Annotated in this window: 20 protein-coding genes and 1 pseudogene; 18 read left to right on the top strand and 3 right to left on the bottom strand. The window is 54.6% G+C overall.

Going from position 1 to position 26,655, the window contains the following annotated elements; translation table 11 throughout:
- The first annotated feature begins 125 nt into the window (after positions 1-125).
- Positions 126-185, top strand: a complete 60-nt coding sequence (ypfM, locus tag HV127_RS28245) for a protein YpfM (protein WP_100181659.1) — start codon at positions 126-128, stop codon at positions 183-185.
- Positions 186-324: 139 nt separating this feature from the next.
- Here the strand turns inward: ypfM and acrD are convergent, their stop codons facing one another.
- Complete coding sequence (acrD, locus tag HV127_RS28240; RefSeq protein WP_182240285.1) at positions 325-3,438, bottom strand: multidrug efflux RND transporter permease AcrD; 3,114 nt, start codon at positions 3,436-3,438, stop codon at positions 325-327.
- 382 nt (positions 3,439-3,820) lie between these two features.
- On the opposite strand from acrD, the gene aegA reads away from it, so the two are divergent.
- The 3 genes and pseudogenes from aegA to HV127_RS28225 all read left to right on the top strand — a co-directional run bounded on the left by aegA (position 3,821) and on the right by HV127_RS28225 (position 7,592).
- Positions 3,821-5,803 (top strand): formate-dependent uric acid utilization protein AegA, encoded by a 1,983-nt coding sequence (aegA, locus tag HV127_RS28235; protein ID WP_182240283.1) that lies wholly within the window; start codon positions 3,821-3,823, stop codon positions 5,801-5,803.
- A 58-nt stretch (positions 5,804-5,861) separates the two neighbouring features.
- Positions 5,862-6,459, top strand: a pseudogene (nudK, locus tag HV127_RS28230) (GDP-mannose pyrophosphatase NudK).
- 65 nt (positions 6,460-6,524) lie between these two features.
- Positions 6,525-7,592, top strand: coding sequence for a DUF1176 domain-containing protein (locus HV127_RS28225; RefSeq protein ID WP_182240279.1), 1,068 nt, complete (start codon positions 6,525-6,527; stop codon positions 7,590-7,592).
- 8 nt (positions 7,593-7,600) lie between these two features.
- Here the strand turns inward: HV127_RS28225 and tkt are convergent, their stop codons facing one another.
- The gene (tkt, locus tag HV127_RS28220) at positions 7,601-9,604 is read right to left on the bottom strand and encodes a transketolase (RefSeq protein WP_182240277.1); all 2,004 of its coding nucleotides are present in this window, start codon (positions 9,602-9,604) and stop codon (positions 7,601-7,603) included.
- Between the two features lie 288 nt (positions 9,605-9,892).
- Here tkt and maeB point away from each other — a divergent pair, with 288 nt between their 5' ends.
- Together maeB and HV127_RS28210 are read left to right on the top strand one after the other, a co-directional pair.
- Entirely contained in the window at positions 9,893-12,172 is a 2,280-nt protein-coding gene (maeB, locus tag HV127_RS28215; RefSeq protein ID WP_182240275.1) for an NADP-dependent oxaloacetate-decarboxylating malate dehydrogenase, read from the top strand.
- Positions 12,173-12,793: 621 nt separating this feature from the next.
- Positions 12,794-14,446, top strand: coding sequence for a sulfatase-like hydrolase/transferase (locus HV127_RS28210; protein WP_182240273.1), 1,653 nt, complete (start codon positions 12,794-12,796; stop codon positions 14,444-14,446).
- Positions 14,447-14,489: 43 nt separating this feature from the next.
- Here the strand turns inward: HV127_RS28210 and HV127_RS28205 are convergent, their stop codons facing one another.
- Positions 14,490-15,731: an anaerobic sulfatase maturase gene (locus tag HV127_RS28205; RefSeq protein WP_182240271.1), complete on the bottom strand. Its 1,242-nt coding sequence runs from the start codon at positions 15,729-15,731 to the stop codon at positions 14,490-14,492.
- Positions 15,732-16,135: 404 nt separating this feature from the next.
- Between HV127_RS28205 and HV127_RS28200 the strand changes: the two genes are divergently transcribed.
- From HV127_RS28200 to HV127_RS28145, 12 genes are all read left to right on the top strand, one after another.
- Positions 16,136-16,411: a YtcA family lipoprotein gene (locus tag HV127_RS28200; RefSeq protein ID WP_182240269.1), complete on the top strand. Its 276-nt coding sequence runs from the start codon at positions 16,136-16,138 to the stop codon at positions 16,409-16,411.
- A 19-nt stretch (positions 16,412-16,430) separates the two neighbouring features.
- On the top strand, positions 16,431-17,462 hold the full coding sequence (gene mdtN / locus HV127_RS28195; RefSeq protein WP_182240267.1) for a multidrug transporter subunit MdtN: 1,032 nt from the start codon (positions 16,431-16,433) through the stop codon (positions 17,460-17,462).
- A complete protein-coding gene (gene mdtO / locus HV127_RS28190; protein WP_182240265.1) occupies positions 17,462-19,510 on the top strand; it encodes a multidrug efflux transporter permease subunit MdtO in 2,049 nt (682 codons plus the stop codon). Before mdtN ends, mdtO begins: the two co-directional genes overlap by 1 nt.
- Positions 19,507-20,967, top strand: a complete 1,461-nt coding sequence (locus HV127_RS28185; protein WP_182240263.1) for an MdtP family multidrug efflux transporter outer membrane subunit — start codon at positions 19,507-19,509, stop codon at positions 20,965-20,967. The genes mdtO and HV127_RS28185 overlap by 4 nt, the downstream gene beginning before the upstream one ends.
- 223 nt (positions 20,968-21,190) lie before the next feature.
- A complete protein-coding gene (gene eutS / locus HV127_RS28180; RefSeq protein WP_110272167.1) occupies positions 21,191-21,526 on the top strand; it encodes an ethanolamine utilization microcompartment protein EutS in 336 nt (111 codons plus the stop codon).
- Positions 21,527-21,538: 12 nt separating this feature from the next.
- Complete coding sequence (gene eutP / locus HV127_RS28175; protein WP_110272168.1) at positions 21,539-22,018, top strand: ethanolamine utilization acetate kinase EutP; 480 nt, start codon at positions 21,539-21,541, stop codon at positions 22,016-22,018.
- Positions 21,996-22,688 carry an ethanolamine utilization acetate kinase EutQ gene (gene eutQ, locus HV127_RS28170; RefSeq protein WP_182240261.1) on the top strand — a complete coding sequence of 231 codons (693 nt, stop codon included), beginning with the start codon at positions 21,996-21,998 and terminating at the stop codon, positions 22,686-22,688. Before eutP ends, eutQ begins: the two co-directional genes overlap by 23 nt.
- Positions 22,685-23,488: an ethanolamine utilization cob(I)yrinic acid a,c-diamide adenosyltransferase EutT gene (eutT, locus tag HV127_RS28165; protein ID WP_182207516.1), complete on the top strand. Its 804-nt coding sequence runs from the start codon at positions 22,685-22,687 to the stop codon at positions 23,486-23,488. The genes eutQ and eutT overlap by 4 nt, the downstream gene beginning before the upstream one ends.
- Entirely contained in the window at positions 23,485-24,501 is a 1,017-nt protein-coding gene (pta, locus tag HV127_RS28160) for a phosphate acetyltransferase (RefSeq protein ID WP_181485373.1), read from the top strand. The genes eutT and pta overlap by 4 nt, the downstream gene beginning before the upstream one ends.
- A gap of 39 nt (positions 24,502-24,540) precedes the next feature.
- On the top strand, positions 24,541-24,834 hold the full coding sequence (gene eutM / locus HV127_RS28155) for an ethanolamine utilization microcompartment protein EutM (protein ID WP_110272172.1): 294 nt from the start codon (positions 24,541-24,543) through the stop codon (positions 24,832-24,834).
- A gap of 106 nt (positions 24,835-24,940) precedes the next feature.
- Positions 24,941-25,228, top strand: coding sequence for an ethanolamine utilization microcompartment protein EutN (gene eutN, locus HV127_RS28150; protein ID WP_110272173.1), 288 nt, complete (start codon positions 24,941-24,943; stop codon positions 25,226-25,228).
- A gap of 11 nt (positions 25,229-25,239) precedes the next feature.
- The gene (locus HV127_RS28145) at positions 25,240-26,643 is read left to right on the top strand and encodes an aldehyde dehydrogenase family protein (RefSeq protein ID WP_182240259.1); all 1,404 of its coding nucleotides are present in this window, start codon (positions 25,240-25,242) and stop codon (positions 26,641-26,643) included.
- Positions 26,644-26,655: the final 12 nt, after the last annotated feature.

The raw sequence follows: 26,655 nt of genomic DNA, 5'->3' as shown, positions 1-26,655 counted from the left end.
GTACTTACGAATGAAAGGGCTTTTTCTGGAGGCGGTAATTAAAGTAATCAGAGCGATAGCGTAAACACACTTTTCACCATCAACGAATTTGCATAAAATCACCCATAATAATAAGAGAGGCTATTATGATTGAGCATGAACTAGGGAACTGGAAAGATTTTATTGAAGGTATGCTTCGTAAATAAATTTCCATAATGTAAGCAGGGCGATTCCACGGGCAGAATAATAATGCAGTTGAAACGACCAATTATGAAAAAGGCGACACTTGCGGTCGCCTTTTCTGTTATTGGCCCTGCAGAAAATACTGCCGGGACCATCATTTTATTATTGCGGCCGTTCCTTAAGCGGGAAACGACGGCGCACCAGCACGAAGAACAGCGGTACGAAGAAGATTGCCAGCACGGTAGCGGAGATCATACCGCCCATCACGCCAGTCCCCACCGCATGCTGGCTGCCGGAACCAGCCCCGGTGCTGGTCGCCATCGGCAGCACGCCGAAGATAAACGCCAGCGAAGTCATCAGGATTGGCCGCAGTCGCTGGCGACAGGCCGATAGCGTCGCGATAAGCAGGTCTTCACCTTTCTGGTTTAACTCATTGGCAAACTCGACGATAAGAATAGCGTTTTTCGCCGATAAACCGATAACCGTTAACAGACCCACCTGGAAATAAACGTCGTTTTCCAGACCGCGCATCCAGGTCGCCAGCAGCGCGCCGATAACCCCCAGTGGTACCACCAGCATTACTGAGAACGGCACCGACCAGCTTTCATACAGAGCCGCCAGACACAAGAACACAACCAGCAGCGAAATGGCGTACAGCGCCGGGGCCTGCGCGCCGGAGAGGCGTTCCTGATAAGACATCGCCGTCCACTCCACGCCAAACCCATTCGGTAGCTGCTGGGCCAGTTCTTCCATGATTGTCATGGCGGTACCGGTACTGACGCCCGGGGCGGCTTCACCGACGATCTCCACCGCTGAATAGCCGTTGTAGCGCTCCAGACGCGGCGAGCCGGTCTCCCAGCGCGAGGTGGCGAAGGCGGAGAAGGGCACCATCGTGCCGCTGTTATTGCGTACATACCAAAGATTGATATCGTCCGGCAGCATGCGATATGGCGCTGCGGCCTGAACATAAACCTTCTTCACGCGACCCCGGTCCATAAAGTCATTGACGTAGCTCGAGCCCCAGGCGGTTTGCAGCGTATCGTTGATATCGTCGATGGACACGCCAAGCGCCTGCGCTTTACGCTGATCGATGTCGACCTGCAACTGCGGGCTATCGTCGAGGCCGTTATGGCGAACACGGGTCAATTGGTCATTTTTGGCAGCCAGCTCCAGCAAGGTATCACGGGCAGCCATCAGCGCTTCGTGTCCGTTACCGGCGTGGTCCTCCAGCTCCATATCGAAACCGGCAGAGCTGCCCAGCCCGCTAATAGCCGGTGGGCTGCTGGCGAACACGCGCGCTTCTTTAATTTTGTTAAACGCCTTGGTTGCGCGTTCGATGATGGCAAAGGATGAACCGGTTGTCGGATCGCGCTCGTCCCAATCCTTCAGACGCACGAACATGCGCGCTACGTTCTGCCCGTTGCCGCCGGGGCCGGAGCCGATGGTGGCGAATACCGATTCGACGTTCTGTTTCTCCTGTTTCAGGAAGTAATCTTCCGCCTGCTGTACCACTTTTAGCGTCTGCTGCTGGGTCGCGCCGCTGGGCAATTGCACCGACGTGGTAAACATGCCGCGGTCTTCCAGCGGCAGGAATGACGTAGGAAGATGCAGGAACAGAAATACCATCCCGCCCAGCAGCAGGACGTAGAGCATTATCCAGCGCAGCGAACGGTGAAGAATTTTGGCGACGACGGATTCGTAGCGGTCGGCATTACGGTTAAACATGCGGTTAAACCAGCCGAAGAAGCCCCGTTGTCCGTGGGATTCTCCTTTATGAATCGGTTTGAGCAAGGTGGCGCACAGCGCTGGCGTCAGGATCATCGCCACCAGGACGGATAGCACCATCGCTGAGACAATTGTTATTGAGAACTGACGATAGATAGCGCCGGTGGTGCCGCCGAAGAAGGCCATCGGCACAAATACCGCCGAGAGCACCATGGCAATGCCGACCAGCGCCCCCTGGATCTGCCCCATCGATTTTCGCGTCGCCTCTCGCGGCGAAAGACCTTCCTCGCTCATGATGCGCTCGACGTTTTCCACCACCACGATGGCATCATCCACCAGCAGGCCGATCGCCAGCACCACGGCGAACATGGTTAAGGTGTTGATGCTGTAGCCGCAGATGTAGAGGACGGCGAAGGTTCCCATCAGTACCACCGGGACGGCGATGGTGGGGATCAGCGTGGCACGGAAGTTCTGCAAGAACAGGTACATCACGAGGAACACCAGCGCGATGGCTTCCAGCAACGTTTTCGCTACGTCGGTAATTGATGCTTTCACGAAAGAGGTGGTTTCGTAGGCAACTTTGTATTCAAGACCGTGCGGGAAGTATTGCGATAGCTCGTTCAGGCGGTCGATAACGCGCTCGGCGGTCGCCATTTCGTTGGCGCCGGATGCCAGTTTTATCCCCAGACCGGAAGCGGCCTGACGGTTGTAGCGGCTAAGATAATCGTATTTTTCCGCCCCCATCTCGACGGTGGCGACGTCGCCGAGAGTGACCTCGGAACCATCCTGATTAACCCGCAGGGTGATATCGCGGAACTGCTCTGGGGTTTGTAACAGCGACTGTGAATTAATGGTGGCATTCAATGCCTGTTTATCCACCGACGGCGTGCCGCCCAATTGGCCGACAGCAATCTGGGCGTTTTGTGACGAAATCGCATCGGTGACGTCTTTCGCCGTCATCTGAAAACTATTGAGCTTGGCCGGGTCGAGCCAGATGCGCATTGAGTACTGGGAGCCGTACGCGTCGATGTCGCCGACGCCGTTTACGCGGCTCAGCGGGTCCTGAATATTACTGGCGACGTAGTCGGAGATATCCTGTTTATCCATGCTGCCATCGGTAGAGACAAAGGCGATGGTCAGGATATTGGTATCCCCGGTTTTGCGCACCGTCACACCCTGGTTTTGTACGGCCTGCGGGAGTTTACGCATTGCTGATTGCAGCTGGTTCTGCACCTGCTGAACGGCTTCGTCCGGGTCGGTCCCGGCGGTAAAACTCAGCGTCACGCTTGCCTGACCTGTGCCGCTACTTTGGGATGACATATACATCAGGTTGTCGAGTCCGGTCATGTTTTGTTCGATGACCTGGGTAACGGTATTCTCCAGCGTTTGTGCAGAGGCTCCGGGATAGTTCGCTGTGATTCGCACGTTGGGCGGTGCTAATTCGGGGTATTGCTCCACGGGAAGCGACAAAATCGCGAGCGTTCCGGTCAGGCATAAAAGGATTGCCAGAACCCACGCAAAAATGGGGCGATCGATAAAGAAATTCGCCATCAGAATTGGGACCTCATTTTGCTCATCTTTTTGTTATTGCATAGCCTGTGACACTTTAGCGGCAAGCCCTCAGGCAATCGTGGAGAAATTAAGGAGATAGTGTAATTTATCATGTGCCTTTTATGGCAGCGTAAAGAACTGTCCTGCTATCTCCACCAATCTTCTGCTTTTCTGCGCATCGTCGCCTGACCTCTAACGTAACCAATTATTACTTAGCTAAATAAAACGTAATTTCATTTAAGTCAAAAAAATTGATCCACCTCGGGTTATCACCAAAAAATCGGCAACCTGTGCAAATGCACATTGTCCCTGCACCGTTTTGTCGGGTAATAGATAAGCATGCGAATTGAGGGGTTATTCACCAATAAGACTGAAGGATGTCATGAACCACTTTATTTTAAGCGATAGTCATAAGTGCATCGGATGCCAGGCTTGTGAAGTTGCCTGCGTCATGGCGCACAACGATGAGCAGCATGTATTGACCCCGCAGCGTTTCTTGCCGCGTATTACGGTTATCAAAAGCGAGCAAAAACGTAACGCAGTAACATGTCACCATTGTGAAGGAGCTCCTTGCGCCCGGAGCTGTCCAAATGGCGCAATCAGTCAGCTTAACGGCAGCGTGCAGGTTAATCAGGAGAAATGCATCGGTTGCAAATCCTGCATGGTTGCCTGCCCGTTTGGCGTGATGCAAATTGTTCTCACCCCAGTACAGGAGGGAAAATTTAAAGCGACGGCGCACAAATGCGATTTGTGTAATGGTCGTGAAGAGGGGCCCGCCTGCGTGCAAAACTGCCCGGCACAAGCATTACAGCTGGCGACGGACAACACGCTGTTAAATCTGGCAAGACAGCGGCGCCAGCGCGCAGCGCGTCTGGAAGCGCAGCCATGGCATAGCCACCCGGGCGCAGTAACATCGCCGTGTTCGGGCGGAAAGGTTGCCCAGATGGCCGCCACGCCATCGCGCGGTGAGCCTGACAAGCTGTCCGCTGAAGCGCGCAAAGCCAACTTTTCTGAGATCTATCTGCCGTTCAGCGCCGACCAGGCCAACCGCGAGGCGGAACGCTGCCTGAAGTGCGGAGAAAACAGTATTTGCGAATGGACCTGTCCGCTGCATAACCATATTCCGCAGTGGATTGAGCGAGTAAAAGAAGGCGATATCTCAGCGGCCGTGGAGCTTTCTCATCAAACCAACTGCCTGCCGGAAATAACTGGCCGCGTTTGTCCGCAAGATCGCCTGTGCGAAGGGGCCTGTACGCTGCGCGATGAGCACGGTTCGGTCACTATCGGCAATATTGAGCGCTATATTTCCGATCAGGCGCTAGCCAGCGGCTGGCGGCCCGATCTCTCGCAGGTCGTCGAAAGCGGCAAGCGGGTGGCGATTATTGGTGCCGGTCCAGCGGGGCTTGCTTGTGCCGACCGCCTGGTGCGCAATGGCGTGCAGCCGGTAGTGTTTGACCGCCATCCGGAAATCGGCGGCCTGCTAACCTTTGGTATTCCGGCATTTAAGCTGGATAAGTCACTCCTTGCCCGGCGGCGCGAAATCTTTACCCAGATGGGCGTACGCTTTGAGCTGAACTGCGAGATAGGCAAGGATATCCCGCTGACCACGCTGCTTGAGGACTATGATGCGGTGTTTATTGGTGCCGGAACCTACCGTTCAATGAAGGCGGATCTGCCCAATGAAGACGCTCCCGGCGTGTACGATGCGCTGCCGTTCCTGATCGCCAACACCAAGCAGGTGATGGGGCTTCTGGAGCTGCCGGAAGAGCCTTACGTCAACACAGAAGGCCTGAACGTGGTCGTGCTGGGTGGTGGCGATACGGCGATGGACTGCGTGCGTACTGCACTACGTCACGGTGCGAAACAGGTGACCTGTGCCTATCGTCGCGATGAAGCCAACATGCCAGGCTCGAAAAAAGAGGTCAAAAACGCGCGCGAAGAGGGGGCGATGTTTGAGTTCAACGTTCAGCCGGTAACGCTGGAACTGGATGCTGAGGGTAACGTCAACGGCGTGCGCTTCCTGCGTACTCAGCTTGGCGCACCGGATGCTCAGGGGCGCCGTAGCCCGTCGCCGATCCCAGGGAGTGAATTCGTCATGCCCGCTGATGCGGTAATTATGGCTTTTGGTTTCCATCCGCACGGCATGCCGTGGCTGGAGTCGGTCGGCGTACAGCTCGACAGTCGCGGACGAATCAAAGCTAATGTCGAAAGCCGCTATCGTTACCAGACCACCCATCGCAAGGTGTTTGCTGGCGGTGATGCGGTGCGCGGTGCCGACCTGGTGGTGACCGCGATGGCCGAAGGCCGCCACGCGGCGCAGGGGATCATGGATTTCCTCGACGTTAAATCGATACCTCTTCACTAACGACAAAGCAGGTCCCACGGCGTAGTATGGCGACGTTATTTCATGCCGTGGGGCCCGTATGTCACTCAATATCAACGTTATCAAAGATAAAATTCTCTCCGAAAACTGGTTCGTGTTACGCAATATGACCTACGAGCTGACGCGTAGCGACGGCAGCGTGGTTCGCCATAAGCGTGAGGTCTATGACCGCGGCAACGGTGCTACCATCATGCTCTATAACCGCCGCAAGCAGAGCGTGGTCCTGGTGCGCCAGTTTCGCGTCGCGACCTGGGTAAACGGCAACGAAGACGGCATGTTGATTGAGACCTGCGCTGGGCTGTTGGATAACGACGAGCCAGAAGTGTGCGTGCGCAAAGAAGCTATCGAAGAGACCGGCTTTGAGGTCGGCGAAGTTCGTAAACTGTTCGAGCTGTATATGTCCCCCGGTGGCGTCACCGAGCTTATCCACTTCTTTATCGCTGAATACAGCGATGCCCAGCGGGCTACCGATGGCGGCGGGGTTGATGATGAAGAGATTGACGTGCTTGAGCTGCCTTTCAGCCAGGCGCTGGAGATGGTGGCGAATGGGGAAATACGCGATGGCAAAGCGGTGATCCTCCTGCAATATTTGCAAACTTCCGGGCTGATGACGCGGGATATCTGATAAATCCGATTGAGTAAAAGCTCGCCGCTGGTGAACATAGCCGCTGTTAATCGTGTTCTCACCGGGGTCGTGCCGCTCATGTTGTATCGGGTTATTTTGTTCCTGTTTTTCGGTTTGCTACCGACTTCGTTGGCGTGGGCGGCGCCGGCGCAACAGCTCTTTAGCGACTGGATGGTAACCTGTAATAATCAAAACTTCTGCGTCGCCCGCAACGTTGGGTTACATCATGGGCTGGTAATGACCCTCACTCGCAGCGCCGGAGCGGCCACCAAAGCCAGCTTGCGCATCGAACTTGGCGGCGTGGGCAACCCGGTTGCTACCCTGGCGCCGATTGCGCCTCGTCTTCTCCTCGACGGTCAGTCCCTGACGTTGGGCGATGAACATTGGCAGATTGCCGATAAGCTCCTCAAAACCGACGATAGCGTCACCATTGATGCCTTCCTGCAACAAGTGCACGAAGCGCAGGCGATTACCCTCGAAAATGGCCTGCAGAAGATTTCTCTGCAGGGGCTGAAGGCCGCTTTGTTGTTTATTGATAACCGACAAAAGCGGGTGGGTAGCGAAACGGCGTGGATTGGTAAGGGAGAAGAGCCGCCGCTCAGCGTTCCGCCAGCGCCTGCGCTGCGGACGGTAGCGAAAGTGGATATGACGCAATCGCCCCTCAGCCGTGACGAGCTTAACGATCTGATGGATTACGGTAACGAAAGAATGAATAACAGCGCCTGTTCACTGGACCCGTTTCGCCGCGAGGTACGGGTTGCCGCGCTGACCGACGATAAAGTTCTGCTGATGACCAGCTGTGAAGCGGGCGCTTACAACACCATCTGGTTGGCCTGGCTGGTGTCGCGCCAGCGTCCATTTATTGCCCGCCCGCTACGCCTGATGCTGCCTTTCCAGCCCCCTGGCGATGCGCCCCGCGCGATTGAACTGGTTAACGCCAGCTATGACGATCGGCACCAGGAGCTGGTGACGCTGGATAAAGGGCGTGCGCCCGGCGACTGCGGGACGCAAACGCGCTGGCGCTATGACGGCCAGCGGTTTAGCCTTGTGCGCTACGCCCGGCAGCCTCAGTGCGATAACTGGCAGGGGCCAGACGCCTGGCCCACTTTATGGGTTACCCGTTCAGTTGCGCAGCCGCCACGCTGACGAAATGCTCAACGGTGAAACCCGTTCTGTAACTCATCCCCCACGCTGACGATATGATCAACGGTAAAGCCGAAGAACGGGAAGAGGTCATCCGCCGGGGCCGATTCGCCAAAGCCGGTCATACCGACAACCTTGCCTTTTAAGCCGACGTATTTATACCAGTAGTCGGCGATCCCGGCCTCGACGGCGACGCGAGCTTCTACGTCCGATGGCAGGACCGATTCCCGATACGCCTCGTCCTGGGCATCAAACACATCGGTTGACGGCAGGGAGACGACACGAACGTTCACCCCGTTGGCGAGCAGCTTCTCTGCTGCCAGCACGGTAATCTCCACTTCCGAACCGGTGGCGATCAGGATCAGATCCGGCTTGCCGCCGGCGTCCTTCAGTATGTATCCGCCGCGCGCAATATTCTGCACCTGCTCCGGCGTGCGCGCCATCTGCGCCAGATTTTGTCGTGAGAGAATGAGCGCAGTCGGTCCGTTATGACGCTCTACCGCCAGTTTCCACGCTACTGCGGCTTCCACCTGATCGCACGGTCGCCAGGTGCTGAAATTCGGCGTCAGGCGCAGGCTGGCAAGCTGTTCCACCGCCTGGTGAGTTGGGCCATCCTCACCAAGTCCAATAGAATCGTGGGTATAAACCATGATTTGCCGCGCTTTCATCAGTGCCGCCATCCGCGCCGCGTTGCGGGCATATTCGACAAACATCAGGAAGGTAGCGGTATAGGGGACAAACCCACCATGATGCGCGATGCCGTTGGCAATGGCGGTCATACCGAATTCGCGCACCCCGTAGTGAATGTAGTTGCCCGCCAGATCTTCTTTTAGCGATATAGAACCTTTCCAGATGGTCAGGTTACTTGGCGCGAGATCTGCCGAACCGCCGAGCAGTTCCGGCAGCAGCGGACCGTAAATATTTAGGGTGTTTTGTGATGCTTTACGGGTGGCGATTTTCGCTGGATTGGCCTGTAGGTCGGCAATATATTTCTGCGTAGTTTCATCCCAGGAGTCAGGCATACCGCCGCTCATGCGACGCGTAAACTCGGCCGCCAGGTCCGGCCAGGATTTTTGGTATGCGGCAAACTTCTCTTGCCAGTTTTTCTGCGCCTTTTCGCCTTTTTCGCGGGCGTCCCAGGCACGGTAAATTTCTTTGGGGATTTCAAAAGCGGGATGGTGCCAACCCAGTTTCTGCCGCGCCAGCGCCACTTCCTGTTCGCCCAGCGCCGCGCCGTGGGCCTCTTCTTTGCCGGCTTTATTTGGCGAACCAAAGCCAATCACCGTCCGGCAGATAATCAGCGACGGTTTATCTTTCACGCTCTGGGCTTCCAGAATAGCTTTTTTCACCGCTTCCGGATCGTGGCCGTCGATTTCATGCACCACATGCCAGTGGTAGGCTTCGAAGCGTTTTGCTGTGTCATCGGTAAACCAGCCTTTAACTTCGCCATCAATGGAGATACCGTTGTGATCGTAGAAGCCGATCAGCTTGCCTAATCCCAGCGTGCCTGCCAGCGAGCACACCTCGTGGGAGATCCCCTCCATCAGGCAACCATCTCCCATAAAAACATAAGTGAAGTGATCGACAATCTCGTGTCCTGGCTGATTAAACTGGGCGGCCAGCGTGCGCTCGGCGATCGCCAGACCAACGGCATTCGCCAGCCCCTGACCCAGCGGCCCGGTGGTGGTTTCAACGCCTGGGGTATAGCCAATTTCCGGATGGCCTGGGGTTTTTGAGTGCAGTTGACGGAAGTTTTTCAACTCCGCAATGGGTAAGTCATAGCCCGTCAGATGCAACAGGCTGTAGAGCAGCATCGAAGCGTGACCGTTGGAGAGGATAAAGCGATCGCGATCGTACCAGTGGGGGTTCTCAGGGTTGTGCTTAAGAAAATCGTTCCACAGCACCTCTGCGATATCGGCCATGCCCATCGGCGCGCCGGGGTGGCCGGAGTTGGCTTTCTGGACAGCATCCATACTCAGGGCGCGGATGGCGTTGGCAAGTTCTCTACGGGACATAATGTGCTCCTGAAACAATACGTTGCATGAGTTTTTATTGGCTTAGGATAGAGAGGTTGATGAGTTGCATAACTAAAAAGCATAGCAGATGGGGCTATCATTGCTTCAGAAACTAAGTTACATAAACATTATAAATCGATAACAAATATGACTTTGTTTTGGCGAGAGTTTGGCGGTGTTCAAAGTTTACGAAGCCGTCAGGCGAGATACTAGGTGGCCCTTTAGGGTGAACATCCGATACGCCATTACGCTTCACCCCTACGATCGATATGTGAAAGGAAAGATAAAATGGATGAGCAGTTAAAACAAAGCGCCCTCGACTTCCATGAATTCCCTGTTCCCGGAAAAATCCAGGTTTCCCCAACTAAACCGCTCGCGACTCAGCGTGACCTGGCTCTGGCCTACTCGCCGGGCGTTGCCGCCCCGTGTCTGGAAATCGAAAAAGATCCGCTGGCGGCCTACAAATATACCGCGCGTGGCAACCTTGTTGCGGTGGTCTCTAACGGCACGGCGGTTCTGGGACTTGGCAATATCGGTGCACTGGCCGGCAAGCCAGTGATGGAAGGCAAAGGCGTTCTGTTTAAAAAATTCGCCGGTATCGATGTTTTCGATATTGAGGTCGATGAACTGGACCCGGACAAATTTATCAACGTCGTTGCGGCTCTGGAGCCGACCTTTGGCGGCATTAACCTGGAAGATATCAAAGCGCCGGAGTGCTTCTACATCGAGCAAAAACTGCGCGAGCGCATGAATATTCCCGTCTTCCATGACGATCAGCACGGCACGGCGATTATCAGTACCGCCGCAATCCTTAACGGCCTGCGAGTGGTAGAGAAAAACATCTCCGATGTGCGCATGGTGGTTTCCGGCGCAGGCGCGGCGGCGATTGCCTGTATGAACCTGCTGGTGGCGCTGGGGATGCAGAAGCACAACATCGTGGTGTGCGACTCGAAAGGGGTTATCTACAAAGGCCGCGAGCCGAACATGGCGGAAACCAAAGCGGCTTACGCGGTGGAAGACAGCGGAAAACGCACGCTGGATGACGTGATTGAGGAGGCTGATATTTTCCTTGGCTGCTCGGGCCCGAAAGTGCTGACTCAGGAGATGGTTAAGAAGATGGCCCGCGCGCCGATGATTCTGGCGCTGGCTAATCCGGAACCGGAAATTCTGCCGCCGCTGGCGAAAGAGGTGCGCTCCGACGCCATTATCTGCACCGGTCGCTCCGACTATCCGAACCAGGTTAACAACGTATTGTGCTTCCCGTTCATCTTCCGCGGGGCGTTGGACGTCGGTGCGACGGCGATTAACGAAGAGATGAAGCTGGCGGCGGTGAACGCGATTGCCGAGCTGGCTCACGCCGAACAGAGCGAAGTTGTCGCTTCAGCCTACGGCGATCAGGATTTGAGCTTCGGTGCGGAATACATCATTCCGAAACCGTTCGACCCGCGCCTGATCGTTAAGATCGCTCCCGCGGTGGCGAAAGCAGCGATGGACTCCGGCGTCGCCACGCGTCCGATTGCCGATTTTGATGCCTACGTCGAGAAGCTGAGCGAGTTCGTCTACAAAACCAACCTGTTTATGAAGCCGATTTTCTCGCAGGCGCGTAAAGAGCCCAAGCGTATCGTGCTGGCGGAAGGTGAAGATAACCGCGTGCTGCACGCGACGCAGGAACTGGTGACGCTGGGGCTGGCAAAGCCAATTCTGATTGGTCGTCCGAGCGTTATTGAGATGCGCGTTCAGAAGCTGGGCCTGCAGATTAAACCGGGCGTCGATTTTGAAATCGTCAACAACGAGTCCGATCCGCGTTTTAAAGAGTACTGGCAGGAATACTACGGCCTGATGAAACGCAACGGTATTACGCAAGAGCAGGCGCAGCGTGAGATGATCAGCAACACCACCGCCATTGGCGCAATTATGGTAGAGCGTGGAGAAGCGGACGGAATGATTTGTGGCACCATTGGTGATTACCACGAGCATTTCCACGTCATTAAGCCGTTGTTTGGCTACCGTGATGGTGTCCATACCGCCGGAGCGATGAACGCGCTGCTGTTGCCGAGCGGCAACACTTTTATCGCCGATACCTATGTTAACCACGACCCGTCGCCAGAGCAGATTGCTGAAATTGCGCTGATGGCGGCAGAGAGCGTACGTCGTTTTGGTATCGAACCGCGGGTGGCGCTGCTGTCGCATTCGAACTTCGGTTCGTCAGATTGCCCTTCCGCCAGCAAAATGCGCCAGGCGCTGGAACTGGTGAAAGCGCGTGCGCCGGATTTGATGATCGATGGTGAAATGCACGGTGATGCTGCGCTGGTGGAAAGCATTCGTAACGACCGGATGCCGGACAGCCCGCTGAAAGGCTCGGCGAATATCCTGGTCATGCCGAATATGGAAGCGGCGCGTATTAGTTACAACCTACTTCGCGTCTCTAGCTCCGAAGGCGTCACCGTAGGTCCGGTGTTAATGGGCGTGGCGAAGCCGGTACATATTCTGACACCTATTGCCTCGGTACGCCGCATTGTGAATATGGTCGCACTGGCGGTTGTCGAAGCACAAACTCAGCCGCTGTAATATATACAGGTGCGGGAACTCTCCCGCACCTTTACTTCACTTCTCGTTTCCTCTGATTTTATCATTATTCAAATCTTGATTTTATCAATGCGCGATATTAATCATCCCGTCTTTTATTCATTAGATAACACGGAATTCATCTCTTTAATTTATTTTTCATTTTTTGTGAAATGGTCTTTTATCGGATTATTTGTAAGGAAATTTTAATAATATATTCATCTATTATATTGTTTTGTTTTTTATATGAAATGCGTAGGTTATGGTTGGTGATGAAATTCATTTAAATACAATTAATTATATGGCGATTGTTAAAATTCAGCTGGTCGATGCTGTAGAGGATGAAATGATTTTATTCACAGTATTGATGCTTGTATTGATGGCCAGAAGGAATTGCTAACTTAATAGCATTTACAGAGGTGATATCGGGGTAGTATTGAAACGGCGTAACTGAAATCATGATGATTTCCGACGCTTTGCCAGTAATTTTAAATGTAACTGGTACCGTTACATTGAATTCAAAAATAACCAGCGAGTCATGACGTAGGTATGGCTAAAGTTACTATTTAGCATGGCTATTGTCTCATCCCCATTGGGGAATAAAAAATTAGGGAGCTTATCTTTATGGAATTAGCATTTTCTCCGAGGCTGCTTGCAATAGCTATTGCCGCAGCGATCCCATTTACCGCCAGCGCGGCAGATACCCCTGCCGTTGCGACTTCCCAAAATGGACATGCAGGTTACGACCATCCCAATCAATATCTTGTTACGCCAGCGACAAAAATTGCTGACAACTTGATGCCGGTCATGTCCCACCCTGCGCAGGATAAAGATACGCGGCAGAAGCTGGCCGAGTTAGAAAAGAAAACGGGCAAAAAGCCCAATATTGTGGTGTTCATTCTTGATGATGTCGGCTGGATGGATGTCGGTTTTAACGGAGGAGGGGAGGCTGTGGGTAACCCGACGCCGGATATCGATGCCGTCGCGAATCAGGGATTAGTCCTGACGTCGGCCTATTCGCAGCCGAGTTCCTCTCCAACTCGTGCGACGATCATGACCGGGCAATACTCCGTTCACCATGGAATTTTAATGCCGCCAATGTACGGTATGCCTGGCGGTCTTGAAGGACTGACCACGCTGCCGCAACTGTTGCACGATCAAGGCTATATCACTCAAGCCATTGGTAAATGGCACATGGGCGAGAATACCGGTTCGCAGCCGCAAAACGTCGGTTTTGACGATTTCCGCGGTTTTAACTCTGTCTCCGATATGTACACCGAATGGCGCGATCCGAATGTGAACCCGGAAGTGGCGCTAAGTCCTGCCCGTAGCCAGTATATTCAGAATCTGCCGTTCGATAAAAATGATGTCCATGCGGTACGCGGAGGCAAGCAGGAAGCTGTAGCCGAAATCACGCCGAAGTATATGGAAGATTTGGACCAGCGTTGGATGAAGTACGGCGTTGAGTTTATCAACAGCATGGCGAAAAAAGATAAGCCGTTCTTCCTGTATTACGGAACGCGCGGCTGCCATTTTGACAACTATCCGAATGCCCATTATGCCGGGCGCTCGCCAGCGCGTACTTCCTACAGCGATTGTATGGTGGAGATGAATGACGTCTTTGCCAACCTGTACAAAGCGCTGGAGACCAGCGGGCAACTGGATAATACGCTGATCGTCTTCACCTCCGATAACGGCCCGGAAGCGGAAGTGCCGCCACATGGCCGCACGCCGTTCCGTGGCGCGAAAGGCTCAACGTGGGAAGGCGGGGTGCGCGTGCCGACGTTTGTTTACTGGAAGGGAATGATCCAACCGCGTAGATCCGACGGGATTGTGGATTTGGCGGATTTGTTCCCGACCAGTCTTTCACTGGCAGGCCATCCGGGCGCGGAGCTGGCGAAACTGGTGCCTGAAAAAACCTTTATTGATGGCGTTGACCAGGCATCTTTCTTTATCGGTAAAGACGGGCAGTCAAACCGTAAAGCAGAACACTACTTCCTTAATGGTGAGCTTTCGGCAATTCGTATCGATGAATTTAAATATCATCTGCTTGTCCAGCAGCCTTTCGCCTTCACGCAAACCGGCTATCAGGGCGGGTTTACCGGCGCAATTATGAAAACGGCGGGGACCATGATATTTAACCTCTATACCAATCCGCAGGAAGATGAAAGCGTTGGCGTACGCCATATTCCGATGGGGGTACCTTTGCAGGATGAAGCCCATAACTACATGGAAATTCTGAAAAAATACCCGCCTAAAGTGCAGATTAAACTCTAAGCTGTATTCAGTGAATAACCGGCTTCTTATGAAGCCGGTTATTTTATTTCACTTTTCTGCGATGGTGTAAATGGGCATGCATAATATCGCTGGCCGGGCGGCCCATCGCCATCAGGTCGGCCATCGCCTTCAGATATGGCGGTAAGTGCTGGAAATAGCGGCGAAATCCGGCACACAAATAATTCAATCCCGGTGTGCCCTCTTCCGTTAATGCAAAACGATGCTTTGGACATCCGCCCCAGCAGGCTTTTAGCACCGAACACTGACGGCACTGATTGGGCAGAGTGGCGTATTTATCTTTACCGAAATCAACCTGTTTTGCTGAGTCCAACATTGCTGCAAAGGTTTGCTCGCAGATATTGCCTAAATGATATTGCGGGTAGACGTAATGATCGCAGGCATAAACGTCGCCATTGTGCTCGACAACCACGGAACGACCGCAGGTTGGCTGGTGATGGCAGACCGCACCGGGCGCGCCGACAAAGCTGGCGAATGCCCACTCAATGTTCATGACATAAATTTTACCTACATCACGCTTAACCCAGCGGTCAAAAACGTGACAAAGAAATGCACCATAGTCTTCAGGTTGTACCGACCATGATGTTAACGTCCCGCAGGTTTCGCCGGGCGAGCGTAGCGTCAGGCCGGACTGCTGCGCTGACGCATCGGCCAGACGCTCGACGACGGGGATGAACTGAATAAACTCGATGCCGCTGGCGACGAGAAATTCGTACACTTTCTCCGGCTGCCGGGCGCTGTGGTGATTCACGCAGGCCAGCACGTTATATTGCACGCCATGCTGCTGAAGCCGCGCTAAAGCACGCATCACTAGCTTGTGCGTCGGACGACCACCCTTCGTCAGGCGGTATTCGTTATGAATATCCTCAGGCCCGTCCAGCGATAAGCCAATCAGGAAATTATGGTGTACAAAAAACTCGCACCACTCATCATCTAACAGCACGCCGTTGGTTTGAAAACTATTGCTGATCTGCCTTCCGGCACCATATTGGACCTGAAGGGCGACAGCGCGACGGTAAAAATCCAGTCCTAGTAGCGTCGGCTCGCCACCTTGCCAGGTGAATGCCACCTCTGATTTTGGATCGCATGAGGCAATATAATCGCGGACATAATGTTCCAGCATTGCATCATTCATACGAGGTTGTGGAACATCGTCATATAACGCGTGTTTTTCGAGATAGAAACAGTAAGCGCAGTTCAGGTTGCAGTCCGACCCGCTGGGTTTCGCCATAGCATGAAAAGCACGGGTTGATATATTTTGAGACATATTACGCTGACCCTTAAAAACTATTTTCTGATGCTCTGCGCCACCTCATTTGGAACTGGCGGCAGGCAATGCGTTTATTGGTAGTAATAACATTCAACCATATCACCTGAGAATTTATTGAGGCCGAAGCGTAAATTCAGAATAATACATGCCGATATTGTCCATTATGGCACTATAGGGCGGTAATATCATGGAGAGAGAAGTTGGCTGTGAGCTGTTTAAAATATTTAATCATTTATCTGTTGAATGTATTTGATTAAATAATAGATGAAAAATATAAGTTATGAATGCGGTGAGTTGATAAAAGAGTTTACTATCAGTAATGGATAGCGATACTTTTACCTTCTTAAGATATTTTACATTCACTCAGGATATTGTTCGCAATAAACAGGATGTATTTCATTATGCAAACATTTAAATCCCGTATTGTGACGCAAATAGAAAAATTTTTCTGGCTTACACCAGCGATATTATTAACAGGATGTACCCTGTCGCCCGCTATTCCCGTTATCGGCGCCTATTATCCTGGTTGGCTATTTTGCATTATTATGGGCGTTCTTCTGACATTGCTCACCCGGCGATTGATTACTTACAGAAATATACGGCCGGGATTCCCCGCTATTGTGTATACCAGCCTTTTTGTCCTCTACTCCATGCTGTTCTGGCTGGTATTTTTTTAATTCATGTTGAGATGCCCTCATGGAAAGTTCACTGAAAAAATCGCCGGGTAAAAAAATACCGGCCTTGATTCTGGTACTACTGACGTTGGTCGTGTTGGTGTTTGTGATTTGGCGAGTGGACAGTTCGCCGTCAACAAATGATGCCTATGCCGCTGCGGATACCATTGACGTTGTACCCGAAGTCAGTGGGCGCATTGTCGAGCTAGCGGTAAAAGATAACCAGCCGGTCAAGCAGGGGGATCTGCTTTTCCGCATCGATCCGCGCCAGTATCAAGCCAATCTGGCGAAGGCTGAAGCCGCGCTTGCCGCGCTTGATAAGCAGATTATGCTGACCCAGCGCAGCGTAGATGCACAAAAATACGGTGCTGATTCCGTTCAGGCGGCAGTTGCAAAAGCGCGCGCCGCGGCAAAACAGGCGGGCGATACATTGCGCCGCACCGAGCCTTTGTTATCGGAAGGCTTTGTCTCGGCGGAAGATGTTGACCGCGCCAGAACGGCGCAGCGGGCCGCCGCGGCCGATCTCAATGCTATTTTACTCCAGGCACAGCAGGCGGCCAGCGCCGTGAGCGGAGTTGACGCACTGGTAGCCCAGCGTGAGGTTGTACAGGCTGATATCGCCCTGACTAAGCTCTATCTGGATATGACGATTGTTCGTGCACCTTTTGATGGACGGATAGTTTCTCTGAAAACGTCCGTCGGCCAGTTTGCTTCAGCAATGAAGCCCGTATTTACCCTGATCGACACACGCCAGTGGTATGTCATCGCTAATTTTCGCGAGACGGACTTAAAAAATATTCGTCCGGGCGTTCCCGCAACTATTCATTTGATGAGCGATTCTGGCAGAACCTTCCAGGGGAAAGTAGATTCGATTGGCTACGGGGTGCTGCCCGATGATGGCGGCATTGTGCTGGGAGGATTACCGCACGTATCCCGCTCAATTAACTGGGTCCGCGTGGCGCAGCGTTTTCCGGTGAAAATTATGGTGGATAAACCGGACGCAGAGATGTTTCGTATTGGCGCTTCGGCTGTCGCAACGCTCGAGCCGCAATAATGCGCGCCCTCAATTATTTACCGATGTCATGGGTCCGGCTGCTGGCATTCTTTCATGAGGAGCTAAGCGAGCGGCGTCCGGGGCGGACCCATCAGACGATGCTGCTATGGGTGAATTGCCTGGTGGTGGTGCTGGTTTCAATGACCTTTGAAATCCCATTCCTGGCAATATCGCTGGCGGTGCTGTTTTACGGTATTCAGTCCAACGCCTTTTATACCAAATTTGTGGCGATTCTGTTTGTGGTCGCCACCGTGCTTGAGATTTGTAGCCTGCTGCTGATCTACAAATGGACCTACAGCTATCCGTTACTACGCATGGGTATTGCCAGCCTGATTGTGTTGGGAAGCATGTTTATGATGCGCACCCATCGCCTGGGCCTGGTCTTTTTCGCCGTTGCCATTGTGGCGGTATATGGCCAAACCTTTCCGGGGATGCTCGATTATCCGGATATCGTACTGCGTTTAACGCTGTGGTGTATCGTGGTTGGCCTCTATCCCACCTTGCTGATGGTGCTGACCGGCGTTTTGTGGTTTCCCAGCCGGGCGGTTCAGCAGATGCGCACGGCGCTTTGTGAGAGGCTGGATGACGCGGTTAGCCATTTGACGTCCTCCGTTCCGCCTCTGGCAGAAAAAAACATTGAGAAAGAAGCGCTGGCTCTGCAAAAGCTTAACGTCTTTTGCATGGCTGATGATGCTGACTGGCGCGCAAGAAGCGCCTGGTGGCAGACATGTGTCACAACGGTGACCTGGATATATGCTACGCTTAACCGCTTTGATATTTCGGCCATACCCGGCAACAAGGCAACTGGCGAGTTAATCAGTAAGCTGCGCGGTGAAATTGCCGGGCTGCAAAATGCGATTGCTCAGGGTGAACCCTGGCGTAGTGAATGGCATCTCAGCGCTGACGAGAGCGCCGTCGCGCAGGCGTGTGGTCTGCAAACGCTCTGCCAGATGTTGCTACAGCTGGGACATATGGATCCCGACACGCCGCCAACCCCGCCAGCGAAGCAGCCGTCAATGGCTGCCGATGCGTTTACCAACCCGGTCTATATCCGCTATGCCCTGAAAACGCTGCTGGCATGCATGATTTGCTATGTCTTTTATTCCGGCGTCGATTGGGAAGGCATCCACACCTGTATGCTGACCTGCATTATTGTGGCGAATGCCAGTATTGCTTCGTCGTATCAGAAAATGGTGTTGCGCTTTGGCGGTGCGCTATGTGGCGCAATGTTAGCGCTGCTGGTGACGATTTTTATCATGCCCTGGCTAGACGGTATCGTTGAATTATTGTGCGTTCTGGCACCGATATTTCTGCTTGGCGCGTGGATCGCCACCGGCTCGGAACGCTCGTCCTACATCGGTACGCAGATGGTCGTCACTTTTGCACTGGCAACGCTTGAGAACGCATTCGGTCCGATCTACGACCTGGTTGAAGTACGCGATCGTGCTATCGGGATCCTGATTGGCACTGCGGTTTCAGCCGTTGTCTACACCTTCATCTGGCCAGAAAGCGAAGCGGGCGTGCTGCCGAAAAAGCTGGCGGGCGCGCTGGGGATACTCAGTAAACTGATGCGTATTCCGCGCCCGCAGGATGCGGTGGCTCAGCGCAACTATTTGCAACTGCGCATCGGTTTTCTGGCCACCATCAGCGGCTGCGAGGAAATCTGCGAGCGGGTGGCATTAGAGCGTCATCTGGATGCCGATGAGCGCATCAGGCTGGTTAATTACGGCCAGCAGGTTATTCACCAGGGGCGAGAAATTCTTTATGCCTGGGAAATGACCTGGGAGCATGCCGGGATGCTGGACGATGAAGCGCAGCAGGCGAGAGCGGCCCGTTTTGCCGATGCGTTAGAAAAATACGCGCAGGGCCTGACGAGCGGCACGAGTTCACCTCCTGATATCGCGCTCTCATCCTCCTCTTTGGAAAAATTATCCGGGTTAGACAAACAGGAGCAATGCGTCATGCAGCAGATGATCCGTTTACCCGACTGGACCCACACGGATCACTCGCCAGCCAGAGAGCCGGTGCAAGGAGTCTCTCAACTATGACCAGTAACCTTCCGCGATTACTACTTTGCGGCATTCTTGCCAGCACCACAGCGCTCACTGGTTGCGCGCTGATACGCAAAGATTCTGCCCAGCATCAGTCTATTCAGCCCGATCAAATCAAACTGGTCGATGATATTCATCTCGCCAGCCAGGGGTGGCCGCAGGCGCAATGGTGGCGTCAGTTTAACGACCCGCAGCTGGACAATCTTATTCAGCGCACGCTTTCCGGCTCGCATACGCTGGCTGAGGCGAAACTGCGCGAAGAGCAGGCACAATCGCAGGCCGATCTGTTAGAGGCCGGATCGCGGCTCCAGGTTGCCGCATTAGGGATGGTCAACCGGCAACGGGTTTCGGCCAACGGCTTCCTTAGCCCTTATGCGATGGATGCGCCAAAGCTCGGTATGGATGGCCCTTACTATACTGAAGCGACGGTGGGGTTGTTTGCCGGTCTGGATCTTGATCTGTGGGGCGTGCATCGTTCAGCGGTGGCGGCGGCCATCGGCGCGCAAAACGCCGCGCTTGCTGAGACGGCGGCGGTTGAGCTGTCTCTCAGCGCTGGCGTAGCGCAGCTTTATTACAGCATGCAGGCCAGCTATCAGATGCTTGATCTGCTGCAACAAACTCGTGACGTTATTGATTTCGCGGTGAAAGCTCACCAGAGCAAAGTCGCCCACGGGCTGGAAGCGAAGGTGCCGTACCACGGCGCCAGAGCGCAGATGCTGGCGGTGGACAAACAGATCGCGGCGGTAAAAGGGCAAATCAAAGAAACGCGTGAGTCGCTGCGGGCGCTGATCGGTGCCGGTGCCAGCGATTTACCTGAGATTAAGCCGATTGCTTTGCCGCAGATACAAACCGGTCTTCCACCAACGCTCTCGTATGAATTGCTCGCCAGGCGTCCTGATTTACAGGCAATGCGCTGGTACGTGCAGGCATCGCTAAGCCAGGTGGATGCTGCTCGCGCGCTGTTCTATCCGAGTTTCGATATCAAAGCGTTCTTTGGCCTGGATGCAATTCATCTCGACCAGCTGTTTAAAAGTACCAGCAAGCAGATTAACTTCATTCCTGGCTTGCGACTGCCGCTGTTCGATGGCGGGCGTCTCAATGCCAACCTGCAGCACACCCGGGCCGCCAGTAACATGATGATTGAACGCTATAATCAACAGGTGCTCGACGCCGTGCGCGATGTTGCGATTAACGGTACGCGTTTGCAGACCTTGAATGAAGAACGTGGGATGCAACTGGACCGGGTTGAGGCGATGCGCTATACGCAGGCTGCCGCTGAGGCCGCCTTTAAACGTGGTCTGGGAAGCCGCTTACAGGCAACCGAAGCCCGACTTCCCGTTCTGGCGGAAGAGATATCGCTGTTTATCCTGGACACCCAGCGGGTTATCCAGAATATTCAGCTAATGAAATCGCTGGGGGGCGGCTACGAGGCTCCTGCGGTGACAAAAGAATAGTTTGAAAAATAATGATGATGCCGCGTGAAGTCCTTCATGCGGCATTTTTTATACGCACACTCTCCCCGCATTAATTAATCACCTCACCCTGATTTTTAGCCCTTATTTTTATTTTATTTTCTTAGTGATCTACCTCACCTTTTAAATCAGCTTGCCGAAATTTGTTATTTACTCCAGCAAAATCTTGTCACCATGAGCCCAGATTTTAGCGGAGCAGTGAGCCATGGATAAAGAACGCATCATTCAGGAATTTGTACCAGGAAAGCAGGTTACGCTGGCGCATCTGATTGCGCACCCTGGCGAGGAACTGGCGAAAAAGATCGGCGTTCCCGAATCCGGCGCTATCGGCATTATGACCTTAACCCCTGGAGAAACCGCCATGATCGCTGGTGATTTGGCGATGAAGGCCGCCGATGTGCATATCGGTTTTCTCGACAGATTTAGCGGCGCGCTGGTTATCTATGGTTCGGTTGGCGCGGTAGAAGAGGCGCTACTGCAAACGGTTAGCGGACTGGGCAGATTATTAAATTATACCCTCTGCGAGTTAACAAAAAGCTAATTAGAGGCGGCGATGAAACGTATTGCATTTGTCGGTACGGTGGGCGCGGGGAAAACAACGCTATTTAACGCGTTGCAGGGGAATTATTCCCTCGCCAGGAAAACGCAGGCCGTAGAATTTAATGAAAGTGGCGATATCGACACGCCAGGGGAATATTTCAGTCATCCGCGCTGGTATCACGCGTTAATTACCACGCTACAGGATGTGGACACGCTGATTTATGTCCATGCAGCCAATGACAAAGAGAGTCGCTTACCTGCCGGGCTGTTGGATATCGGCACCAGTAAACGACAAATCGCCGCAATCAGCAAAACGGATATGCCGGATGCCGACGTTGCCGCAACGCGACGGTTACTTCACGCAATGGGGTTTCAGGAGCCGATTTTTGAACTCAACGGCCACGACCCGCAAAGCGTACAGCACCTGGTGGATTATCTGACAGAGCTCAGCCAAAAGGAGGAAGGGGCAGGTGAAGAAACTCATCACAGCTAACGATATTCGTGCGGCCCACGCACGTGGTGAACAGAAGATATCGGTTGTTCTGCGCGCCAGCATCATCACCCCGGAGGCCCGCGAAGTAGCGGATCTGCTGGGCGTCGCCATTACCGAATGCGATGAATCCACACCTGCGGTGGCGGCACCGGTGGCAGAGGAGAAAACCGAAAGCCAGCGCATCCGTGAAACCATCATCGCGCAGCTGCCGGAAGGACAGTTTACCGAAAGTCTGGTCGCGCAGTTGATGGACAAGGTGATGAAGGAGAAACAGTCGCTGGCGCAGGGCGATATGCAGCCCAGCTTTAAATCGGTCACCGGCAAAGGTGGCGTAAAAGTCATTGACGGCAGCAGCGTCAAGTTTGGCCGCTTCGACGGTGCTGAACCGCACTGCGTCGGCTTAACGGACTTAGTCACCGACCAGGACGGCAGCAGCATGGCCGCCGGGTTTATGCAGTGGGAAAACGCTTTTTTCCCGTGGACGCTGAATTACGACGAGGTTGATATGGTGCTGGAGGGCGAGCTGCACGTGCGCCATGAAGGCGAAACCATGATTGCCAAAGCCGGTGACGTGATGTTCATCCCGAAAGGTTCGAGCATCGAGTTTGGCACTCCGTCGAGCGTGCGCTTCCTGTACGTTGCCTGGCCTGCGAACTGGCAATCACTATGAAAGATTTCATCACCGAAGCCTGGCTCAGAGCAAACCACACGCTCAGCGAAGGAGCAGAGATTCATCTGCCTGCCGATGCTCGCCTGACGCCATCAGCTCGGGAACTGCTGGAAAGCCGCCGTCTGCGCATCAAGTTTATCGACGAGCAGGGAAGCCTGTTTGTTGATGATGAGCAACAGCAGCCGCAGCCGGTACATGGCTTAACCAGCAGCGAAACGCACCCGCAGGCGTGCTGCGAGCTGTGTCGCCAGCCGGTGGTGAAAAAGCCCGACACGCTGACCCATCTGACGGCAGACAAGATGGTCGCCAAAAGCGACCCGCGTTTGGGCTTTCGCGCGGTGCTCGATAGCACTATCGCACTGGCGGTGTGGCTGCAAATCGAACTGGCGGAACCGTGGCAGCCGTGGCTGGCGGATATTCGCTCGCGTCTGGGCAACATTATGCGCGCCGACGCCATGGATGAACCGCTGGCGGCGCAGTCCATCGTCGGCTTGAACGAAGATGAGTTGCACCGGCTTTCCCATCAGCCGCTGCGCTATCTCGACCACGATCATCTGGTGCCGGAAGCCAGCCACGGGCGGGATGCCGCGCTGCTGAATCTGTTGCGTACCAAGGTGCGTGAGGCAGAAACGGTTGCCGCCCAGGTCTTTATTAGCCGCAGTTTTGAGGTATTGCGCCCGGACATTCTGCAAGCGCTAAACCGCCTCTCCAGTACCGTTTACGTGATGATGATTCTGTGCGTCACGAAGCATCCGCTCACCGTCAGCCAAATACAACAACGCCTGGGAGGGGAGCAATGATTATTGAACGCGCTCGCCAACTTGCATTGCATTCACCCGCTCGGGTGGTCTTCCCGGACGCGCTGGATGTTCGCGTGCTGAAGGCCGCGCACTACCTGCAACAGCAGGGGCTGGCAAGGCCGATTCTGGTCGCCAGTCCGTTTGCTCTGCGCCAGTTTGCGCTCAGCCACCGCGTGCCGATGGACGGTATTCAGGTCATCGACCCGCACAGCAATCTGTCCATGCGCGAAGCGTTTGCCGAGCGCTGGCTGGCCCGTGCCGGAGAGAAAACGCCGCCGGATGCGCTGGAAAAACTCAATGACCCGCTGATGTTCGCCGCCGCGATGGTCAGCGCGGGTAAGGCCGATGTGTGCATTGCTGGCAATCTTTCGTCAACGGCGAACGTGCTGCGCGCCGGATTGCGGATTATTGGCCTGCTGCCGGGTTGCAAAACGCTGTCGTCGATTTTCCTGATGCTGCCGCAGTACATCGGACCGGCATTAGGCTTCGCCGATTGCAGCGTGGTGCCGCAACCGACGGCGGCGCAACTGGCGGATATCGCTATCGCCAGCGCCGACACCTGGCGAGCCATTACCGGCGAGGAGCCGCGCGTCGCGATGCTGTCTTTCTCAAGCAACGGCAGCGCCCGCCACCCCAATGTTGCCAACGTACAGCAGGCGACCGAGATCGTCCGCCAGCGTGCGCCGCAGCTGATGGTGGACGGCGAACTGCAGTTTGATGCCGCTTTCGTGCCGGATGTCGCCGCGCAGAAAGCGCCCGCCAGCCCGCTTGAAGGCAATGCGAACGTGATGGTCTTCCCATCGCTGGAGGCAGGCAATATTGGCTACAAAATCGCCCAGCGGCTGGGCGGCTATCGCGCCGTTGGGCCGCTCATTCAGGGGCTTGCCGCGCCGCTTCACGATCTCTCCCGAGGTTGTAGCGTGCAGGAAATTATCGAACTGGCGTTAGTGGCAGCCGTGCCGCGCCAGACTGACGCGAATCGGGTAAACGACTCGCAAACACTCGTTGTATAGGTCCCGTTCTGGACCCCCTTTGATTAAGAGGAAAACACAATGGAAGCATTAGGAATGATTGAAACCCGGGGCCTGGTTGCGCTGATTGAGGCTTCTGACGCAATGGTTAAAGCCGCACGCGTGAAGCTGGTTGGCGTGAAGCAGATCGGTGGCGGCCTATGTACTGCCATGGTGCGTGGCGATGTGGCGGCGTGTAAAGCCGCGACGGATGCCGGTGCCGCAGCGGCGCAGCGCATTGGCGAGCTGGTCTCGGTACACGTTATTCCGCGTCCGCATGGCGATCTGGAAGAAGTGTTTCCTATCAGCTTTAAAGGCGACAGCAGCAACCTGTAACCGCTCTCTGTGACGTCACCTGCTGGCGTCACGTTCTCCCTTTTGCAAATGGCTCTCTACGGAGGGCAGGGAACTGCTTTACCTGAAATAAGCCACGGAGGCGGATATGAAACTGGCAATCGTCACAGGACAAATTGTTTGTACCGTCCGCCATCAGGGACTGGCGCACGACAAATTGCTGATGGTGGAAATGATTGACGCCCAGGGTAATCCCGACGGGCAGAGCGCCGTCGCTATCGACAATATTGGCGCGGGGCCCGGTGAGTGGGTGCTGTTGGTTAGCGGTAGCTCAGCCCGCCAGGCGCATGCGCGTGAATCCTCTCCCGTCGACCTGTGCGTGATTGGCATCGTCGATGAAGCGGTGGCTGGTGGTCAGGTGATCTTTCACAAATAGGGCATAAGAAAATGAATCAACAGGATATTGAACAGGTCATCAAAGCGGTACTGCTGAAGATGAAAGACAGCAGTCAGCCTGCTGGCGCCGTTCATGAAATGGGCGTCTTTGCCTCCCTGGATGACGCCGTTGCGGCAGCGAAAGTTGCCCAACAGGGGCTGAAGAGCGTGGCGATGCGCCAGCTTGCCATTCATGCCATTCGTGAAGCGGGCGAAAAACACGCCCAGGAATTAGCGGAACTTGCCGTGACTGAAACCGGCATGGGACGCGTTGACGATAAATTTGCCAAAAACGTCGCTCAGGCGCGCGGTACGCCGGGCGTGGAGTGTCTCTCCCCGCAGGTGTTGACCGGAGATAACGGCCTGACTCTGATTGAAAACGCGCCGTGGGGCGTGGTGGCTTCGGTAACACCGTCCACCAACCCGGCCGCGACCGTCATTAACAACGCCATCAGCCTGATTGCCGCTGGCAACAGCGTAGTCTTTGCGCCGCATCCGGCAGCAAAAGGCGTTTCTCAGCGTGCGATCGGCCTGCTTAATCAGGCGGTGGTTGCGGCGGGCGGCCCGGCAAACCTGCTGGTCACCGTGGCGAACCCGGATATCGAAACTGCCCAGCGGCTGTTTAAGTACCCCGGCATCGGCCTGCTGGTCGTCACCGGCGGCGAAGCAGTAGTGGAATCCGCGCGCAAGCATACCAACAAACGCCTGATTGCTGCTGGAGCCGGTAACCCACCGGTGGTGGTTGATGAGACCGCCGACCTGGCGCGCGCCGCTCAATCCATCGTCAAAGGCGCGTCGTTTGATAACAACATCATCTGCGCCGATGAAAAAGTGCTGATTGTGGTTGATAGCGTCGCCGATGAGCTGATGCGCCTGATGGAAGGCCAACATGCGGTGAAACTGACTCCCGCTCAGGCCGAGCAGCTCCAGCCGGTGCTGCTGAAAAATGTCGATGAGCGCGGCAAAGGCACCGTCAGCCGTGATTGGGTCGGGCGCGATGCGGGCAAGATTGCCGCGGCCATCGGTCTGAACGTCCCGGAGCAAACGCGCCTGCTGTTCGTTGAAACCTCAGCCAGCCATCCGTTTGCGGTGACCGAACTGATGATGCCAGTGCTGCCTGTGGTGCGGGTCGCCAACGTCGAAGAGGCCATCGCCCTGGCGGTCCAGCTTGAAGGCGGTTGCCATCACACGGCGGCGATGCACTCGCGCAATATCGACAACATGAACCAAATGGCCAACGCCATCGACACCAGCATTTTCGTTAAAAACGGACCGTGCATTGCCGGGCTTGGACTGGGCGGTGAAGGCTGGACCACCATGACCATTACCACGCCAACCGGGGAAGGGGTGACCAGTGCGCGCACCTTCGTTCGCCTGCGGCGCTGTGTGCTGGTGGATGCCTTCCGCATCGTATAAGGAGTGAAAGAG

Source organism: Klebsiella sp. RHBSTW-00215, assembly GCF_014103785.1.
GTDB lineage: Bacteria > Pseudomonadota > Gammaproteobacteria > Enterobacterales > Enterobacteriaceae > Klebsiella.
The sequence above is the reverse complement of the archived record's forward strand: the minus strand, read 5'-3'. Positions and strand labels throughout refer to the sequence as shown.

Coding starts and splice junctions, on each gene's coding strand:
- eutM (WP_110272172.1), top strand. CDS start 24,541: ATGGAAGCATTAGGAATGATTGAAACCCGGGGCCTGGTTGCGCTGATT.
- HV127_RS28205 (WP_182240271.1), bottom strand. CDS start 15,731: ATGTCTCAAAATATATCAACCCGTGCTTTTCATGCTATGGCGAAACCC.
- maeB (WP_182240275.1), top strand. CDS start 9,893: ATGGATGAGCAGTTAAAACAAAGCGCCCTCGACTTCCATGAATTCCCT.
- eutS (WP_110272167.1), top strand. CDS start 21,191: ATGGATAAAGAACGCATCATTCAGGAATTTGTACCAGGAAAGCAGGTT.
- tkt (WP_182240277.1), bottom strand. CDS start 9,604: ATGTCCCGTAGAGAACTTGCCAACGCCATCCGCGCCCTGAGTATGGAT.
- mdtN (WP_182240267.1), top strand. CDS start 16,431: ATGGAAAGTTCACTGAAAAAATCGCCGGGTAAAAAAATACCGGCCTTG.
- HV127_RS28210 (WP_182240273.1), top strand. CDS start 12,794: ATGGAATTAGCATTTTCTCCGAGGCTGCTTGCAATAGCTATTGCCGCA.
- eutP (WP_110272168.1), top strand. CDS start 21,539: ATGAAACGTATTGCATTTGTCGGTACGGTGGGCGCGGGGAAAACAACG.
- eutT (WP_182207516.1), top strand. CDS start 22,685: ATGAAAGATTTCATCACCGAAGCCTGGCTCAGAGCAAACCACACGCTC.
- mdtO (WP_182240265.1), top strand. CDS start 17,462: ATGCGCGCCCTCAATTATTTACCGATGTCATGGGTCCGGCTGCTGGCA.
- pta (WP_181485373.1), top strand. CDS start 23,485: ATGATTATTGAACGCGCTCGCCAACTTGCATTGCATTCACCCGCTCGG.
- HV127_RS28185 (WP_182240263.1), top strand. CDS start 19,507: ATGACCAGTAACCTTCCGCGATTACTACTTTGCGGCATTCTTGCCAGC.
- eutN (WP_110272173.1), top strand. CDS start 24,941: ATGAAACTGGCAATCGTCACAGGACAAATTGTTTGTACCGTCCGCCAT.
- HV127_RS28145 (WP_182240259.1), top strand. CDS start 25,240: ATGAATCAACAGGATATTGAACAGGTCATCAAAGCGGTACTGCTGAAG.
- acrD (WP_182240285.1), bottom strand. CDS start 3,438: ATGGCGAATTTCTTTATCGATCGCCCCATTTTTGCGTGGGTTCTGGCA.
- HV127_RS28225 (WP_182240279.1), top strand. CDS start 6,525: ATGTTGTATCGGGTTATTTTGTTCCTGTTTTTCGGTTTGCTACCGACT.
- HV127_RS28200 (WP_182240269.1), top strand. CDS start 16,136: ATGCAAACATTTAAATCCCGTATTGTGACGCAAATAGAAAAATTTTTC.
- aegA (WP_182240283.1), top strand. CDS start 3,821: ATGAACCACTTTATTTTAAGCGATAGTCATAAGTGCATCGGATGCCAG.